Raw genomic sequence first — 15,978 nt, 5'->3', positions numbered from 1 at the left:
AAGTCCGTGCGATTATCGAACGCTTTTCGGGTTTGCACTAAGCGGCGTGACGATATCCCGTTCGGTCAGGGTGTGCCGCCGTGAACGATCTGGTTAAAATCTGCAGCATCGACAATTCGCCCGTTCGGGGTGGATGCGCGGTCGCCCCATCGGCCGCGCATGCCGCACGCGACGGGCGCCATCCCCATCGACCGCATGCCCCCGGAGACTGGAATGCCCGGCACTTCCCACCCCCTGTCCAGCGATACGCCGCCCGTTGCCGATCCGGCCGCCAATCCGCTCGGGATGGCCGGCCTCGAATTCGTCGAATTCGCGGCGCCCGTGCCGGAGGCGCTCGCGCAGCTTGGGTTCAAGGCGATCGCACGCCATGTCAGCAAGAACGTCACGTTGTACCGGCAGGGGCAGATGCATTTCCTGATCAATGCCGAGCCCGATTCGTTTGCTGCGCGCTATGCGGAGGAATACGGGATGGGCGTCTGCGCGATCGGGCTGCGCGTGGCGAGCGCCCGGCGCGCGTTCGAGCGGGCGATCGAGCTCGGCGCATGGGCGTTCGAGGGCGAAAAGGTGGGTGTCGGCGAACTGAAGATCCCGGCGATCCAGGGCATCGGCGATTCGCACCTGTATTTCATCGACCGCTGGCGTGGACGGGACGGCCAGCGCGGCGGCGTCGGCGACATCTCGATCTTCGACATCGATTTCCGGCCGATCGACATCGCCACCGCGCACACCGATCTCGATTGCGTGGGTGTCGGCCTGCAGCAGGTCGACCATTTCACGCAAACCGTCGGCGCGGGGCGCATGCGGGAGTGGCTGGATTTCTACCACGACCTGCTGCATTTCCGCGAGATCCACGAAATCGACGCGCACTGGCATGTGTCGGAGGAATCGCGCGTGATGGTGTCGCCGTGCGGCGCGGTGCGGATTCCGGTCTACGAGGAAGGCACGCGGCGCACCGAGCTGATGCATGCGTATCTGCCCGACCATCCGGGCGAGGGCGTGCAGCACGTCGCGCTGGCCACCGACGACATCCTGTCGTGCGTCGATGCGTTGCGGGCGAACGGCGTCGAATTCATCGAGCCGCCCGCACGCTATTACGACGACGTCGATGCGCGGCTGCCCGGGCACGGCATCGATCTCGACGCGCTGCGTCGCCGCGCGGTGCTGGTCGACGGCGAGATCGGCAGCGACGGTGTGCCGAAGCTGTTCTTCCAGACCTTCGTCAAGCGCCGGCCCGGCGAGATCTTCTTCGAGATCGTGCAGCGCAAGGGGCACCACGGGTTCGGCGAAGGCAACCTTGCAGCACTTGCCCGCGCGCGCGACGCGGGCTGAGCGACCAGCGCACCCGCGTCACGCCTCAAGTTTCACGCGGCGGCGGCCGGCACGCGGTTCGGTGCGGGGTCGTTCGGCTCGCCCAGCGCGCACGCCGTGCCGCCCGGTGTGTACATCGACACCACGCAGCGGTTGCATGACGTGCAGCCCGATTGCGTCAGCCGGCCGTCGCGCAGCCCGTTCACGAAACCCGGCTCGAACACGAGTGCCCGGGCGAGCGCGACCGCGTCGAAACCTTCGCGCATGGCCAGCTCGACGTTCTCGCGCGAGCGCACGCCGCCGAGATAGGCAAGCGGCATCCTGACGGCCGCGCGCACCTGCTTCGAGTGCTCGAGGAAATACATCTCGCGAAACGCACCCATCTTCGGTTCGGTGAGCTTCTGCAGCGCCATCGCGGTACGCACGATCGCATTGTCGGCGTTCGCGCGCGCTTCGCCGGGCAGCGGGCTGCCGAACAGTTGCCACACCGATTCGACGTTCATTCCACCGCTCAGCACCAGCAGGTGCGCGCCTTCGGCTTCCAGTTGCCGCGCGATCTCGCATGCGTCGTCGGCGGTGCCGCCGCCGCGTACGCCCTCGGTCACGCCGATCTTGCAGACGACGGCGAGATCGCGGCCCACCGCGTCGAGCACGCGACGCAGCACCTCGACCGGGAACGCGGCCCGGCGCGCCGCGTCGCCGCCATAGGCATCGCGGCGGCGGTTGTACAGCGGCGACAGGAACTGGCTCAGCAGGTAGCCGTGCCCCATGTGGATCTCGACCGCGTCGAAGCCGGCGTCGCGCGCGTACCGCGCCGCCTGCGCGAATTCGTCGGCGATCGACGACATCTGGTCGCGCGTCATCGCCTGCTTCAGGAAGCGGCCGCTCATCACGCCGACCTTGTTGAAACCGCCCGACGCGCTCAACGGCCGTTTCGTCGACAGAGAAGGCAGGAACGTGAAGCAGCCGCCATGCGTGATCTGTGCGGATGCGGCCGCGCCGTGGCGATGGACGGCGTCGGTCAGCGCGCGGAACTGGCGTACCGTCGGCACGTCGAGTCGTGCCTGGTCGACGAACGTGCGGCCGTCGTCGCTGATCGCGCAGTACGCGACGGTCGTCAGCGCGGCGCCGCCTTCCGCGATGCGCTCGTGAAAGCCGACGAGCGCGCGCGACGGCACGCCGTTCGGCGTCATGCCTTCGTTGGTGGCGGACTTGATCAGGCGGTTGCGCAGCGTCAGCGGGCCGATCTGCAGCGGGCTGAACGCGGTCGTGAGGTCGGCGGATTCCATGAGGGGGCGGGCGTCGGGAATGGACACGGCGACCATTGTGCGGCGGTGGCGCAGGCGCGCATCGTCCGGGTGGACGAGCCGTTCGCCCGGACCGCCTTGAAATGCCCGCGAGCTTCACCGCTCGCCGGGATGAGCCGTCGACACCGTCCGAGGCGGTGCGCGTGCGACGTGTCGATTCGTTTGCCGCCCGTACCGTCGTTGCGCGGCAGTTCGCCGTCGTCGAAATCAGCGAGCAACCGCGTCGCGCAATCGAGCGATTTCGGGCGAATCAGGAAGAACGGTCGATTCGGCGCCTTGACGTGCCGCGTCGCACCCCAAGCCCGACACACCGTGGAGAAACGTCGCGCGTGATCACCCACCTGCCAGCTTGCGACTCTGGCGACGCATGCCGTCGAAGATCGTGTCCGCCACATCCGCCGGAAAATCCGCCGGGATCTGCGCGGTGACTTCGGCAATCGCGGGCTCCGTGCGCGCGGCGACGGCCGCCATCGCGGCGTGCACGTCGTCTTCGGTCAGGCCGACGCGACGGCCCTGCGCGATCCAGTGACGCGGCTGGATCTCGCCGATCACGTAGTGCCGGTTCTTCCCGCACACGGCCATCGCGAGCCGCGCGCGACGCGGCGGGAGCTGGTTGCGGCGCGTGCCGATGATCGGATGCGCGGACAGCACGTCGTACAGCGGCGTGCTGCGGTACGTGTTGCCGGGCAGGTGCGCGATGCTGAAGTTCTTCGCGTGGCCATCGATCGCCGCCAGCACCCAGAACACGAGCTGCGCGACGAAGAAATTCCTCCTGTCTTGCGCGGCGTCGGCCGAATTCGCGAGGATGCCCATGATCGTGTCGATGCCAGGGCCGCCGTCGGATTCGTATTTCGCGCCCGACGGCGTGCCGGTCGCCTGGCACAGGTCCTCCTGCGGCAGCCGCAGGATCCACGAGCCGTCACGCGAAGGACGCCGATCGAAGCGCTCGACGATCAGTGCCTTCTGGTCGTCGAACCTGCCGATCTCGCACGGCGCGACCGGCAGGCCATATGCGGCGACCAGTTTCGAGCACAGCCATTCGTTCTCGACGGACGTCCGCATGTCGGCCTGCATGTTCCCGACGCGCCCGAGCGGCAGCTTGAAGATGTGCGTCGTCGGCGTGCTGCCCGACGGCCGCAACCAGCGGTTCCGCTGACGCAGCAGCGCGGTCTTTTCCTGCGCGCCGGCGATCGACAGGCGCAGGTCGACGTCAGGCTCCGCGCGGCCGGGCAGTGGCGCGGCAGTCGCGTGACGCAGTACGTCGGCGACGGCTGCGTCGTCGAGCGTTACGCCCTCGATCGCCTCGAGGTCAACCGGCGTCTCGTCGGGCGGCAGCATCTGGATCGCGCCGACGCAATCGCGGCCGATCGACGCGAGCAGTTCGAACGGCGCCGTCGACCCGAGCCGGTAGCGCTGCGCGATGCGGCGACGGATCGGCTCGCTGTCGGGCAGCAGGTTGTCGAAGTAGTCGGCAACGATCGCACCCTGGTGCGGCTGGTTGCCGGGCGTGAAGGGCAGCGACAGCGACAGTGGCCGCCCTTGGGGATCGTCGAGCCAGCCCGGAAGGTAGACGAGGCGCTCGACGCCGCGCCGGACTTCCCAGTAGCCGACCGGGATGCCGTTCATCCACAGGTCGAGCCGGTCGTGGCGGGCACGCGCGGCCATCGTCACCAGTCCTCCCGCTTCGAGACGCGCGTCTTGCGTGGCGCTGCCGTCGCGGTCCGCTTGCGCGCGGCGCCGGTCGTGGTTCCGGTTCGGGATTTTGCCGTTGTGGCGCCGCGCGTGGCATCCGGCGTACGTGTGTTCGCGGCCGGCTTGCGAGGCGCCGGCCGGGCATCGGCACCGGTATCGGTATCGGCGGGCTCCGCCGATTCGTCCGGCGCGCCAAGGTCGAGCGTCATCCGGACGCCGAGCGTGTTCAGCACCTTGAAGAGCCGTTCGATGCTGACCGCCGACGGATTGGCTTCGAGCTGCGCGTAGGATTGTTGCGTGACACCCAGGCGGGCGGCCAGTTGCGCCTGGGTGAGCCCCGCGGATTTCCGGAAGCCGACGAGTATCGGGCGCAGCTGGGTCAGGGTCTGGACAGGAAAGGCCATCGGGCGCTCCGCTGAATGACAGGCGATCGTTTGTAATCGGAAAATACAGTCTATGGCATGTATTGTCAAAATACAAATCCAAGACTGTATTAAACAAAAACAAACGATAGCCTGTTTCGCGATTGCCGACGGCCTTCCCGCGCATCAAAACATCACGCCGCCCGAAGCGGATTCGCGTGCGCGCCCCGAGCGCTTTCCGGATCGTCGTCCCCGAGCGGGATGAACGCCATGATCTCCAGATCGTGCCCCGACAGCGCGGGCAGCCGGAACGGGCTCGACAGCACGTTCAGCCGCCGTACCCCGACGTCGCGCAGGATCTGCGACCCGATCCCGGTCACGCGCCCGTCGCGGCGTGCGTTGCCGGCCGGCATCCGCATCGCATCGCCGCGCATGTCGCAATCGAGCAGCACCGCCACACCGCAGCCGGCCGCGTCGATCCGCTGCAGCGCGGCGTGCAACGGCCACGAATGCGCGGACGGCTCCGCGTCGAGCAGGTCGAGCAGCGAATGGCATTCGTGCACGCGCGTCAGTACGGGGGTCGCGGGATCGGGCTCGCCGCGCACGAGCGCGAGATGCGGCGCGCCATGCACCGCGTCGCGATACTCGATCGCGCGGAACCGCCCCCACGGCGTATGCAGCGGCCGCTCGCCAACGCGTTCGACCAGCGACTCGTGCTCGCGACGGTAGTGGATCAGGTCGGCGATCGTGCCGATCTTCAGCCCGTGATGTGCGGCAAACGTCTTCAGCTCGGGCAGGCGCGCCATCGTGCCGTCGTCGTTCATCACCTCGCAGATCACCGATGCCGGCGTGAGCCCGGCAAGCGCCGCGAGATCGCAGCCGGCCTCGGTATGCCCCGCACGCACGAGCACGCCGCCCGGACGCGCGGCGATCGGGAAGACGTGGCCGGGTTGCACGAGATCGTCAGGGCGCGCGCCTGCCCGCACCGCCGCACGGATCGTATGCGCACGATCGGCCGCCGAAATGCCGGTGGTCACCCCTTCGGCCGCTTCGATGCTGACGGTAAACGCGGTGCCGAACGGCGTGCCGTTATGGTCGGCCATCGGCGGCAACCGCAGTTGCTCGCAGCGCTCGGCGGTCAGCGTCAGGCAGATCAGACCGCGCCCGAAGCGCGCCATGAAATTGATCGCGTCGGGCGTCACGTGATCGGCGGCGATCACGAGATCGCCTTCGTTCTCGCGATCCTCTTCGTCGACGAGCAGGACCATCCGGCCCGCACGAAGCTCGTCGACGATCTCCAGCGTGCTGGCGAGCGTCATTGCGCCTCCGTGGCGTCGAACGCGCGGCGCAGCGCGGCGGCGCCGAACGTCAGCACGCGGTCGGCCGCGTCGACGGCGCCGAGCATGCTCGCGAAACCGTGCAACTGGCCCGGCCAGCGCACGAGCGTGACCGGTGTGCCGGCTTGCGCGAGACGCAGCGCATAGGCTTCGGCCTCGTCGCGCAGCGGATCGAATTCGGCGCTGACGATCGTCGCCGGCGCGACGCCCGCGACGTCGGGTGCGGCGAGCGGGCTGGCAAGCGGCGACGCGCGATCGGCGCCGTCGTCGAAATAGTGATGCTTGAACCAGCGCATCATCTCGGCCGTCAGGAAATAGCCGTCGCCGAGCGATTCATACGACGGATGCTCGGTCGCGCAATCGACGACCGGATACAACAGCAACTGATGCGCGATCGCGATCCCCGAGCCGCGCAACTGCAACGCGGCGACCGCCGCAAGATTGCCGCCCGCGCTGTCGCCGGCCACGGCCACCGCGCCATCGCGCGCGCCGAGATCGCGTGCGCTGGCCGCCGCCCAGCGCACGGCGTCGCATGCGTCGTGCGCGGCAGCCGGGAAGCGCGCCTCGGGCGCGAGCCGGTAGTCGACCGACAACACGAGCGTGCGTGCCCGCTGCGCGAGGCTGCGGCACAGGTTCGCGTGCGAGTCGATGCCGCACGACACGAAGCCGCCGCCATGGAAGAACACGGTCAGCGGCAGCGGCCCGTCGGCGTCGGGCCGATACAGCCGTGCGGACAACTGGCGGCCCGATGCGGGAATCTGCCAGTCCTCCTCGGCGGCGACGGCATCGCCGGGCGCGAAGGCGCCGCCCGCGGCGAGGCTCGCACGGTAGGCGGGAACGGTGAGCTGTGCGAAATCGATCGCGGGGGCTTGGGCGAATGCGGCAAGCAACGCCTGCGCCTGAGGGTCGAGCGGCATGGGAACTCCTGTCTGAATCGAATCCGGTCTGAATCAGGTAAACCCGTGTCGCGGTTTTCCCTGAGTCCGCACCGGATGCTTGCCGGTACGGCCTGACGGGCATTCCAGCGCAGCGGGCAGGGCGCCACATCATCCGATTGGACGATGGTTCGCAAGCGCAGATGGCGAATTCTCACCATTCAGTGAATCTCCCGATGACGCCGGAATTTAGACGCGTCTTAATCATGGCGGCGCGGGTGGGTCGCACCGGAAATATGTCGTATGGAGGATGGAGCGTGCTGATGGAGACGAGATGGGCTCCGCAAGAGAGCCAGGCAACAAGTGACGAGGCCGATATCGGCGTCGCGGATTTCAGCGAGCTGATGGCGCGCATCTACCAGGGGCCGCTGGAGACGCCGCCGTGGGCCGGTGCGCTCGAACTCGTCCGTCGCTGGCTGCAGGCGAACTACGTGACGCTGATCCTGCGTGCGGCCGCGAGCGATCGCCGCGCGCCGCTGTCCGTGCACGCGTCGGAGTTCGGCCCGGTCGTCCCGGGCGACGGTCAGGCAGCCTACAACGATTACTACTATTCCCTCGACCCGTTCGTCGGCTTGCCGGCCGATCGCGTGGTCACGGTCGACGACGTGTTCGGCGACACCGGCTGGCTGTCGAGCGAGCTGTACAAGCAGTTCCTGAAGCCACAGGACGTGCGCTATATCCTCGGCGCCGACCTGCGCACGCCGTCGGGCGTCGAGTGCCGGTTCCGTGTGTGCCGCAACCATGCGTCGAAGCAGTTCTCCGCGCGCGACAAGGCGATCTGCGCGCTGCTGCTGCCGCACCTGAAACGTGCGATCGAACTGCATTCGCGGCTCGATTCGGCCGAGGTCGAACGATCGATCTACGCAAACGCGATCGACCGGATGCAGGTCGGCACGATCGCGCTCGACGAGAACGGCACGATCATCGACATGAACAGCGTCGCCGACGAGATCCTCAAGCAGAACAACGGTCTGACGATTGCGCGCGGCACGATCGAGGCGACCGACGCGCAGGAGAACCGCACGCTGAAGCGGCTGATCCGCCACGCGGTCATGGGCCACCACGGCACGGCCGCGGCGACCGTCGAGGCGATGCCGATCACGCGCAGCTTCGACAAGCCGCGCCTCGGGCTGTTGGTGCGCACGGTGCTGCTGTCCGACTGGTCGGAAGACAACAAGCGGCGGCCGGCCGTCACGCTGTTCCTGCGCGACCCCGACCGCAAGCCGCAGGGTGCGCAGGAAATCATCCGCAAGCTGTTCGACCTGACGCCGGCCGAGACGTCGCTCGCGCTGCTGCTGACGAACGGGCTGACGCTCGAGGAAGCGGCGGAGGAATCGGGGATCAGCAAGAACACGGCACGCACGCACCTGCGCGCGATCTTCTCGAAGACGGGTGTCACGCGGCAGGCGACGCTCGTGCGGATCCTGCTCGGGAGCGTCGTGCCGCTCGGCTAGGCGGATGCCGATACCGCCCCATCGGAAGCGGGCGCAATCGTCCGGCGATACATCGGCATCGATCGACACATCGTGTGTTGCGCGGTGACGACGGCATCATGCAAAAGAGGCTCGCGCCGTGCGAGCCTCTTCTTCATTCGAGCCGATAGCACGTATCGGACATTCGGCGATACCCGCCGCGTTTACGACCCGCGCGTCGAGCGATTCGCCCACTCGGCCAGCGCCGGCCATTGCGCACCACCGCGCCGGATGAACCCGACGCCCGTGCGGATCACGAGCGCGCCGATCGCGAGCGCGGCCACGTCGTCGAGGCGGCCGAAGCCGACCAGCGCCGCGCTCATTGCAAGCGCCGCCAGCAACGACGACAGCGCATCGGTACGTACATGCCAGCCGCTCGCCTCGAGCAACGCGGAACCCGTCTCGCGTGCCTTGCGCAGCATCCAGGACGAAAGCACGGCCTTGCCGACGAGCGTGACGGCGACGAGCGCGAGCGTCGCCGCACCCGGCTGCACGACGGGCGGTGAATCGAACCGGTGCATCGCGTGCCAGATCATCTGCGCGCCGGTCGCGACGAGCAGTGCGCCGAGGCCCGCGAGCGCGAGCGGTTCGTAGGTCGGGCGCCGCTCCGGCGGCAAGCGCGCGTCGAGCCGGCACGCGACGAGGATCAGCGCATCGGCCGCGAGGTCGATCGCCGCATGCGCGACGTCCGCGAGCAGCCCCGACGAATGTGCGGACCACGCCGCAGCCGTCTCGGCGGCGAGCAGCAGCAGGTTGATCGCGAGGCTGACGGCGAGGGCGCGGGACGTGGCCGCATAAACGTGGGAGGTGGCGCGCGACGTGCGCTGCATGGCGGATTCGTCTGTCGATAGCGTGGGTCAGCCCCGAACGCTACCGGTCGACGGTGGCAGATCAGTGACACGGACGGAACCGCCGCATCCGCGCGGGATGCGCAAGCAAACGCGCCAGCCGTCCGTGTCGAATGCCATGAACGGCGAAGGGTGCCGGCCGCGGCGCGTTCAGCGCAACCGGCACCGAGGACGCTTGCGCCCGGGGCATTCCCGTTTCCGCTCAAAGGGTCTCGATGGCCAACGCGATACCCTGGCCGCCGCCGATGCATAACGTCACGACGCCACGCCTGATGCCGTCACGCTGCATCGAATGGATCAGGCGTGTCGTCAGCACCGCGCCCGTCGCACCGATCGCATGACCGTGCGCAATCGCGCCGCCTTCGACGTTGACGAGTTCCTCGGCGATCCCGAGCTGGCCCGCCACCGCGATCGGCACGACCGCGAACGCTTCGTTGATCTCGAAACGTTCGACGTCCGCCAGTTTCCAGCCCGCCCGTTCGAGCGCGATCTTCACGGCCGGAACGGGGCCGAGCCCGAACATGCCCGGCTCGACGGCGGCGACGCCGAATGCAACCAGCCGGGCGCTCGGCGCGATGCCGTGCGCATTGGCAAACGCGCGCTCCGCAACCAGCATCGCCGATGCGCCGCTGTTCAGGCCCGGTGCGTTGCCTGCGGTAATCGTGCCGTCCGGGCGGAACGCGGGTTTCAGTTTCGCGAGTGCTTCGAGCGTCGTGTCGGGGCGTGGCGTCTCGTCGCGCGCAAACGCGACGCGCGCCTTGCGCTGCAGGACCTCGACCGGCACGAGTTCGGCGTCGAACTTGCCGTCCGCCAGCGCGGCGGAAAACCGCTGCTGCGAGCGCAGCGCCCAGCGATCCTGGCGGTCGCGCGAGATGTCGAGCTGGCTCGCGAGATCCTCGGTATGCCACCCCGAATGCTGGTCGGAAAACGCGTCGACGAGGCCGTCACGCAGCATGCTGTCGCGGATCGGCGCGTCGCCCATCCGGTAGCCCGAGCGTGCGCCGTCGAGCAGGTACGGCGCGCGCTCCATGCTTTCCATGCCGCCGGCGACCGCGGCGTTCGCGTAACCCAGCAGGATCTCCTGCGCGGCATTGACGACCGCCTGCGCGCCGGAGCCGCAGACGCGGTTGACCGTCAGCGCCGGCACCTTGACCGGCAAGCCCGCGCCGATGGCGGCTTGCCGGGCCGGGTTCATCTTGTTGCCGGCCTGGATCACGTTGCCCAGCACGACCGTGTCGATCGCCGCGCCGTCGAGCCCGCTGCGCAGCAAGGTTTCGCGCACGGCGATCGCCCCGAGTTCCGTGGCCGGGGTGTCCTTCAGGGTGCCGTTGAACGTGCCGATCGGCGTCCGGACGGGATGGCAGATGACGATTTCGCGTGTACTCATGATGCGTTCCTGAATCACGTTGCAAGGTGCGCGGACAAAGCTGTCGCAAACGGTGCACGCCGCGCGTTTCGCGTCGCCGTTTCGATTGCGCCGCAACGCCGGCAGGGGCGCGGACGCTGCGCAACACGACTGCAGCCGATGCGCGGGTCGCCAGAATCACGTGAGCGAACGGCATTTATGCATATGCATACGTTGAACGGTATCTATGCATATGCATATTGTCAACAGGGGTATTGCGAGCGCGTCAGCCTGGCGCCGCATACGGGGGCACGATTCGGTGTCTTGCGCTCACCGCTCACGATCTCGACATTATAGAAATAATGTCAAACTTCGATATGTGAATGATTGGATATTTAACGGTTTACGTTATATTATTTATTAAATTCCCGACGAAACCCGCCATGTCCGATCTCGCTGCCGACGAACCCCGCCTGACCGCCGAAATCGAGCGCCTCAAGGCCGACTTCCCGAAAACCCGCGAGCTGTATCGTGAAGCCTGCGCGCTGTTGTTCTTCCGCTTCGGCATCACGCCCACGGCAAACCGCCTGTATCAGCTCGTCCGCAAGGGCAGCATGAGCACGCCGACGGCCGTCCTCGGCGAGTTCTGGGCCGAGCTGCGGGAAAAGAGCCGCGTCCGCATCGAGCATCCCGACCTGCCGGCCGATCTCCAGGCGGCAGCCGGCGAACTGGTCGCCGCGCTGTGGAATCGGTCAAGCACCGACGCTGCTGCCGCGCTCGACGCGCTGCGCGCGGAAGTCGAAGCGGAACGGGTTGCGGCGAAAACGGAAGTCGCGACGCTGCAGGCCGAGCTGGCCCGCACCGAAACCGCGCTGGAGCAACGCACGGCGGCGTTGCTGGCCGCGCAGGTGCGCATTCAGGAACTCGAGCAGGTGAGGGCGGCCGACGAAGCATCGCGACACGCGCTGCAAGCGGATATCGAGCGACTGAAGGCCGACAACGCGGAAGGCGACCGCGCACTCGCGCAGGCACGCGCGGATTTCACGACCCAGCTCGATCGGTTACGCGACGACGCGGGCCGCGCCGAGGAACGCCTGCGCGCGTCGGAAAAACGGGCGCTTCACGAGATCGATCGTGAGCGGCTCGCGGCCGCGCGTTTGCAAAAGGAACTCGACGCGACGGCAACGCGCGCTGAACAACGCGATGCGCAACACCGGAAGGACATCGCCGATCTGCAGGCGCAACTCGGCGATGCGCTGCATCGATGCGGCGTGCTTCAGGGGCAGCTGGACGGCGCGCAGGCGACCGATGCGGCACGTGGCAAGGAACTCGACGCATTGAGGCGCGAGATGACGGTACTCGCCCGCCGGCCGCCGCTGCGCGGCGTCAAGACGGCGCCGGCCACGCAGCGGGAAGCGCGCAAGGCCCGTACGAGAAAGCGCGTCGACGAAGTGCCGCGCTGACGATGAAACCGCCAGCGCGCGCCGATCGATAGCGGCGCACACCGCGAGGCGAGCCCGCCCGATTCAACTCAACTCGTCACATATCGCGACGGCAGCGGCGGCGCGTCCGCCGGAATCGTCACGAGCGACGTATTCAGCCAGCCCTGCGGCGTGCCGTTCGACTGCGCATAGGCGCCGACGTACGGCATCATCCGCGTCGTCTGGTAGACCTGCGGCGTCCAGCCGGCCGGCGCGAGGAAGATCGAGGTCGCACGCTTCTCACTGTACGCGGACGCACCATACGTCGAGATGTTCCACAGCGTCTGTTGATACGTCGCGTAGTCCGCGTTGTGACGCGAACCGCCGGCCTGCCACCCTTCGAGCTGGATGAACGTGTTGTACGTGCCGGCGCCCGCGAGCAGGTTGTTCACCGTGCGCCCGTACAGGAACGACAGGATCAGCCCGCAGTTCGCCGGCGCGAAATCGCTGCCGACGCTCAGGTAGTAGCGGCCCGTCGTGTTCAGGAGCGACGCGTAGTGCGAGTTGCCGATATCCGTCGACGTCGTCAGCCCGCTCGCACCCATGAAATTGTCGAACGCCTGCATCGTGACGCCCGCCGGCAGGTCGCTCGTTGCGCTGATCGCGACGAGGTGCGAACCGGCCGCCAGCAGCGTCAGGAACGCGGACAACGTCGCCGCGATCCAGTTGCCTTGCGCGTCGACGAATGGAAACGCGCGATAGCCCGTCAGCGCGAAGACTGCCGGGTCCGTACCGGCCTGCCACGCGATCTGCGGCACCCACATCGTCAGCGGGCCGGCGTTCGATGCGCTCGACACGTACTGCTTCAGCGCATCGATCAGCTGCGCATCGGCGGCGGGCAGCACGGTGTAGGACGCGCCGTTCTGCCAGCGCTGCACCCATTGCGCGACGAAGCCCGCAAGCTGGCCGCCGGTGAAGTCGGCGGGCGGCACGTAGCCGAGCGAACCGGTGCTCTGGTACGCGGACTGGATGGCCGCGGCCGTGCGCACGTTGCTGCCGAACATGCTGTTCGCGAAATCCTGGCAGTTGTTGGCCGGCGGCGTCGAAAGCTGCGCGAGCGGGACGACCCATGCGCCGTTCGCGGTCGCGACGCCGCGATACAGGTTGAGATTCGCGACCGAGTCGTGACCGGGAAACGTCGCGGCGTCGGCGCCCGACACGTAGCCGGCCGACGGCGTGACGCTGACGGTGGTCGGCTGCGAGCCGAACGGATGCGTATACGCGATCGCGAACGATGCGTCGCCGCCGGCGAGGCTGAACGACCCGGTGCAATCGCCCCAACTGTTCGATGCGCTGACGGCCGTCGATTGCCCGGTCGCAATCAACGCTTGCGATGCTTGCGGCGTCGAGCCGCTCTGGCTCGCCGCATTGCCGAACGCGAGCGTCGTCGACGGGATCGCATTGGTGACGTTGATCGTGATGGAGCGATCGGCGATGCCGTAGCTGCGCGCGGACGCATTCGCGGCACCGGCCGCGGCAAGCGACGACGCGGAGGTCGGATTGCCGTCGCCGCCACAAGCGGCCAGCGTGCCGACGAGCGGCGACAGGGTCAGCGCGGCGCCGCGCTGGATGAAGCGTCGACGGTTCGGCGCGGGCGGACGGACGGGTTTCGAGGCGGTCATGGGGCGTTCCTGGTCACGGGTTCGAGAGGAGGCAACGACGGTCCGGCGCATTGCACACGTGTGCAATGCCGGCTGCTCGTTCACGACCGCCGGCACATGCGCCGCGCATATTTAAGCGGGAGATCGATGAAACGCCCGCGACGAATCCGAGTCGCTCGTGTGACGCCGCGCGCGCGGTGGTGCAGGGGGGGGGCGCCCGCCAGGCATTGGGCGCCCGGCGGGGATCAGGTAAAGTGCCGCTCAACATGCCGGTTCGACGTTACTAGACGACCGGTCTAATCGTTGCTACCATACGCCATCATGAATGCATCTTCAGGCGCGGAAGTTCGCCAGCACATCCTGAATATCGCGAAGCCGATCATGCTCCACAAGGGGTTTTCGGCGGTCGGTCTGAACGAGATTCTCGCTGCGGCGGGCATCCCGAAGGGCTCGTTCTACCATTACTTCGGCTCGAAAGAGGCATTCGGCGAAGCGCTGCTTGAATCGTATTTCGAAGGCTATCTCGCGCATCTCGACAACCTGCTCAAGCATCAAGCCGGCACCGGCGCCGAACGCCTGATGACGTACTGGGGCAACTGGCTGCACACGCAATGCGCGGACGATCCGGAAGGCAAGTGCCTCGCGGTGAAGCTCGGCGCGGAAGTGTCGGACCTGTCGGAAGCGATGCGCGCGGTGCTTCGACGCGGCACGAGCCAGATCATCGAGCGGCTCGCGGGCGGCATCGAGGCCGGGCTGGCCGACGGCTCGCTGCGTGCGGTCGACGATCCGCCGCACACGGCCGCGATCCTCTACGAGCTGTGGCTGGGCGCGACGCTGCTGGAAAAGATTCATCGCAACCGCCAGCCGCTCGAACGGGCGATGGCCGAAACGCTGCGCATGCTGAACCTGCCGGCGGCCGCGCAGGGCGGTGCGCAGTCGTAATCCGGGCGCGCTTCGGCGCGCCTTGTTTTCGCCCTGATTCTAGACGACTGGTCTACTCAAACACGCATGACGAACGCTTCACTCCGCGTTACGCTGTCCCAATTGCTCCAACCGCACGCGTGCGACCGCGACGGCCCCGATGCCGACGCGGCCGCGGGCGTGCATCTTCTGCTGGTCCATCCCTGATCCGAACGTGCCCACGAAGCACGTTCATTCCTGTTGACGGAGGCTCACATGCCGCAAAGCAAGACCGCAAACCGCCAGATCGTCCTGGCTTCGCGCCCGGTCGGCGCACCGACGCCCGACAACTTCCGCTCGGAAACCGGTGACGTGCCGACGCCCGGCGCCGGCCAGGTGCTGCTGCGCACGGTCTGGTTGTCGCTCGATCCGTACATGCGTGGCCGGATGAGCGACGCGCCGTCCTATGCGCCGCCGGCCGAACTCGGCCAGCCGATGGTCGGCGGCACGGTCAGCCGCGTCGTCGCGTCGAACCTGCCGGCCTTCCGCGAAGGCGATCTCGTCGTCGCCGGGGCTGGCTGGCAAGACTATGCGCTGTCCGACGGCCGCGACCTGATTCCGCTCGGCCGCGACTTTGCGCATCCGTCGTACGCGCTCGGCGTGCTCGGCATGCCGGGCTTCACCGCGTACACGGGGCTGCTGAAGATCGGCGAACCGAAGGCCGGCGAAACCGTGGTCGTCGCGGCTGCAAGCGGCGCGGTTGGCGCGGTGGTCGGCCAGATCGCGAAGCTGAAGGGCTGCCGCGTGGTCGGCGTCGCAGGCGGCGCCGACAAGTGCGCCTACGTGACCGATTCGCTCGGCTTCGACGCTTGCGTCGACCATCGCGATCCGGCATTCGCGGCAAAGCTGAAGGAAGCGTGCCCGAACGGCATCGACGTCTATTTCGAGAACGTCGGCGGCGCCGTGTTCGACGCGGTGTGGCCGCTGTTGAACGATCATGCGCGCGTGCCCGTGTGCGGCGTCATCGCGCATTACAACGATACCGAGCTGCCGGCCGGCCCCGACCGCGTGCCGCTGCTGATGTCGACGATCCTCCGCAAGCGCATCCGCGTGCAGGGTTTCATCATCCTCGATCACTATGCAACGGGCTATGCGCCGTTCCTCAAAGAGATGAGCGAATGGGTCGCGCAGGGCAAGGTGAAGACGCTCGAGGACGTCGTCCCCGATCTCGCCGACGCACCGGAAGCACTGGTCGGCTTGCTCGCCGGCAAGAATTTCGGCAAGGTCGTCGTGCGCGTGGGCCCGGACGAACTGGCCTGATGCCGCGGCACGACACCCTGCAACCGTTGCACGCTGGCGTCGCGCGACGCCAGCTTGTGGCATGCTCGAT

At 67.7% G+C, this 15,978-nt stretch carries 13 protein-coding genes; 5 read left to right on the top strand and 8 right to left on the bottom strand.

Annotation, left to right across the window (positions count from 1 at the left end; genetic code table 11):
• Positions 1 to 213: 213 nt before the first annotated feature.
• Positions 214 to 1,329, top strand: a complete 1,116-nt coding sequence (locus tag KEC55_RS19925) for a 4-hydroxyphenylpyruvate dioxygenase family protein (protein WP_282509948.1) — start codon at positions 214 to 216, stop codon at positions 1,327 to 1,329.
• 32 nt (positions 1,330 to 1,361) lie between these two features.
• Here the strand turns inward: KEC55_RS19925 and KEC55_RS19920 are convergent, their stop codons facing one another.
• The 5 genes from KEC55_RS19920 to KEC55_RS19900 form a co-directional block, all read right to left on the bottom strand.
• Positions 1,362 to 2,597, bottom strand: coding sequence for an NADH:flavin oxidoreductase (locus KEC55_RS19920; RefSeq protein ID WP_282509946.1), 1,236 nt, complete (start codon positions 2,595 to 2,597; stop codon positions 1,362 to 1,364).
• Between the two features lie 351 nt (positions 2,598 to 2,948).
• Entirely contained in the window at positions 2,949 to 4,280 is a 1,332-nt protein-coding gene (locus KEC55_RS19915; protein WP_282509944.1) for a type II toxin-antitoxin system HipA family toxin, read from the bottom strand.
• 2 nt (positions 4,281 to 4,282) lie between these two features.
• Entirely contained in the window at positions 4,283 to 4,711 is a 429-nt protein-coding gene (locus tag KEC55_RS19910; protein ID WP_282509942.1) for a helix-turn-helix domain-containing protein, read from the bottom strand.
• A 152-nt stretch (positions 4,712 to 4,863) separates the two neighbouring features.
• On the bottom strand, positions 4,864 to 5,988 hold the full coding sequence (gene ribBA, locus KEC55_RS19905) for a bifunctional 3,4-dihydroxy-2-butanone-4-phosphate synthase/GTP cyclohydrolase II (protein ID WP_282509940.1): 1,125 nt from the start codon (positions 5,986 to 5,988) through the stop codon (positions 4,864 to 4,866).
• A complete protein-coding gene (locus tag KEC55_RS19900) occupies positions 5,985 to 6,923 on the bottom strand; it encodes an alpha/beta hydrolase (protein WP_282509938.1) in 939 nt (312 codons plus the stop codon). Before KEC55_RS19900 ends, ribBA begins: the two co-directional genes overlap by 4 nt.
• A 281-nt stretch (positions 6,924 to 7,204) precedes the next feature.
• Here KEC55_RS19900 and KEC55_RS19895 point away from each other — a divergent pair, with 281 nt between their 5' ends.
• The gene (locus KEC55_RS19895) at positions 7,205 to 8,395 is read left to right on the top strand and encodes a helix-turn-helix transcriptional regulator (RefSeq protein WP_282509936.1); all 1,191 of its coding nucleotides are present in this window, start codon (positions 7,205 to 7,207) and stop codon (positions 8,393 to 8,395) included.
• Between the two features lie 182 nt (positions 8,396 to 8,577).
• On the opposite strand, the gene KEC55_RS19890 is transcribed toward KEC55_RS19895, so the two are convergent.
• Both KEC55_RS19890 and KEC55_RS19885 read right to left on the bottom strand, forming a co-directional pair.
• Positions 8,578 to 9,243 (bottom strand): cation diffusion facilitator family transporter, encoded by a 666-nt coding sequence (locus KEC55_RS19890; protein WP_282509934.1) that lies wholly within the window; start codon positions 9,241 to 9,243, stop codon positions 8,578 to 8,580.
• A 220-nt stretch (positions 9,244 to 9,463) separates the two neighbouring features.
• Positions 9,464 to 10,648 (bottom strand): thiolase family protein, encoded by a 1,185-nt coding sequence (locus KEC55_RS19885; RefSeq protein WP_282509932.1) that lies wholly within the window; start codon positions 10,646 to 10,648, stop codon positions 9,464 to 9,466.
• A 401-nt stretch (positions 10,649 to 11,049) separates the two neighbouring features.
• On the opposite strand from KEC55_RS19885, the gene KEC55_RS19880 reads away from it, so the two are divergent.
• Positions 11,050 to 12,069, top strand: a complete 1,020-nt coding sequence (locus tag KEC55_RS19880; RefSeq protein WP_282511353.1) for a DNA-binding protein — start codon at positions 11,050 to 11,052, stop codon at positions 12,067 to 12,069.
• A 68-nt stretch (positions 12,070 to 12,137) separates the two neighbouring features.
• On the opposite strand, the gene KEC55_RS19875 is transcribed toward KEC55_RS19880, so the two are convergent.
• On the bottom strand, positions 12,138 to 13,709 hold the full coding sequence (locus KEC55_RS19875; protein ID WP_282509931.1) for a hypothetical protein: 1,572 nt from the start codon (positions 13,707 to 13,709) through the stop codon (positions 12,138 to 12,140).
• A gap of 300 nt (positions 13,710 to 14,009) precedes the next feature.
• Between KEC55_RS19875 and KEC55_RS19870 the strand changes: the two genes are divergently transcribed.
• Together KEC55_RS19870 and KEC55_RS19865 are read left to right on the top strand one after the other, a co-directional pair.
• The gene (locus tag KEC55_RS19870) at positions 14,010 to 14,630 is read left to right on the top strand and encodes a TetR/AcrR family transcriptional regulator (protein ID WP_282509929.1); all 621 of its coding nucleotides are present in this window, start codon (positions 14,010 to 14,012) and stop codon (positions 14,628 to 14,630) included.
• Between the two features lie 234 nt (positions 14,631 to 14,864).
• Positions 14,865 to 15,908 carry an NADP-dependent oxidoreductase gene (locus tag KEC55_RS19865; RefSeq protein WP_282509927.1) on the top strand — a complete coding sequence of 348 codons (1,044 nt, stop codon included), beginning with the start codon at positions 14,865 to 14,867 and terminating at the stop codon, positions 15,906 to 15,908.
• Positions 15,909 to 15,978: the final 70 nt, after the last annotated feature.

Source organism: Burkholderia cepacia, assembly GCF_029962485.1.
In the GTDB taxonomy this organism is placed as follows: domain Bacteria; phylum Pseudomonadota; class Gammaproteobacteria; order Burkholderiales; family Burkholderiaceae; genus Burkholderia.
This window is presented reverse-complemented; position numbering and strand designations above follow the sequence as displayed.

What these genes read in the sequence shown, in the direction of transcription:
- KEC55_RS19925 (WP_282509948.1), top strand. Translation starts at nt 214, where the DNA reads ATGCCCGGCACTTCCCACCCCCTGTCCAGCGATACGCCGCCCGTTGCC.
- KEC55_RS19920 (WP_282509946.1), bottom strand. Translation starts at nt 2,597, where the DNA reads ATGGAATCCGCCGACCTCACGACCGCGTTCAGCCCGCTGCAGATCGGC.
- KEC55_RS19915 (WP_282509944.1), bottom strand. Translation starts at nt 4,280, where the DNA reads ATGGCCGCGCGTGCCCGCCACGACCGGCTCGACCTGTGGATGAACGGC.
- KEC55_RS19910 (WP_282509942.1), bottom strand. Translation starts at nt 4,711, where the DNA reads ATGGCCTTTCCTGTCCAGACCCTGACCCAGCTGCGCCCGATACTCGTC.
- ribBA (WP_282509940.1), bottom strand. Translation starts at nt 5,988, where the DNA reads ATGACGCTCGCCAGCACGCTGGAGATCGTCGACGAGCTTCGTGCGGGC.
- KEC55_RS19900 (WP_282509938.1), bottom strand. Translation starts at nt 6,923, where the DNA reads ATGCCGCTCGACCCTCAGGCGCAGGCGTTGCTTGCCGCATTCGCCCAA.
- KEC55_RS19895 (WP_282509936.1), top strand. Translation starts at nt 7,205, where the DNA reads ATGGAGACGAGATGGGCTCCGCAAGAGAGCCAGGCAACAAGTGACGAG.
- KEC55_RS19890 (WP_282509934.1), bottom strand. Translation starts at nt 9,243, where the DNA reads ATGCAGCGCACGTCGCGCGCCACCTCCCACGTTTATGCGGCCACGTCC.
- KEC55_RS19885 (WP_282509932.1), bottom strand. Translation starts at nt 10,648, where the DNA reads ATGAGTACACGCGAAATCGTCATCTGCCATCCCGTCCGGACGCCGATC.
- KEC55_RS19880 (WP_282511353.1), top strand. Translation starts at nt 11,050, where the DNA reads ATGTCCGATCTCGCTGCCGACGAACCCCGCCTGACCGCCGAAATCGAG.
- KEC55_RS19875 (WP_282509931.1), bottom strand. Translation starts at nt 13,709, where the DNA reads ATGACCGCCTCGAAACCCGTCCGTCCGCCCGCGCCGAACCGTCGACGC.
- KEC55_RS19870 (WP_282509929.1), top strand. Translation starts at nt 14,010, where the DNA reads ATGAATGCATCTTCAGGCGCGGAAGTTCGCCAGCACATCCTGAATATC.
- KEC55_RS19865 (WP_282509927.1), top strand. Translation starts at nt 14,865, where the DNA reads ATGCCGCAAAGCAAGACCGCAAACCGCCAGATCGTCCTGGCTTCGCGC.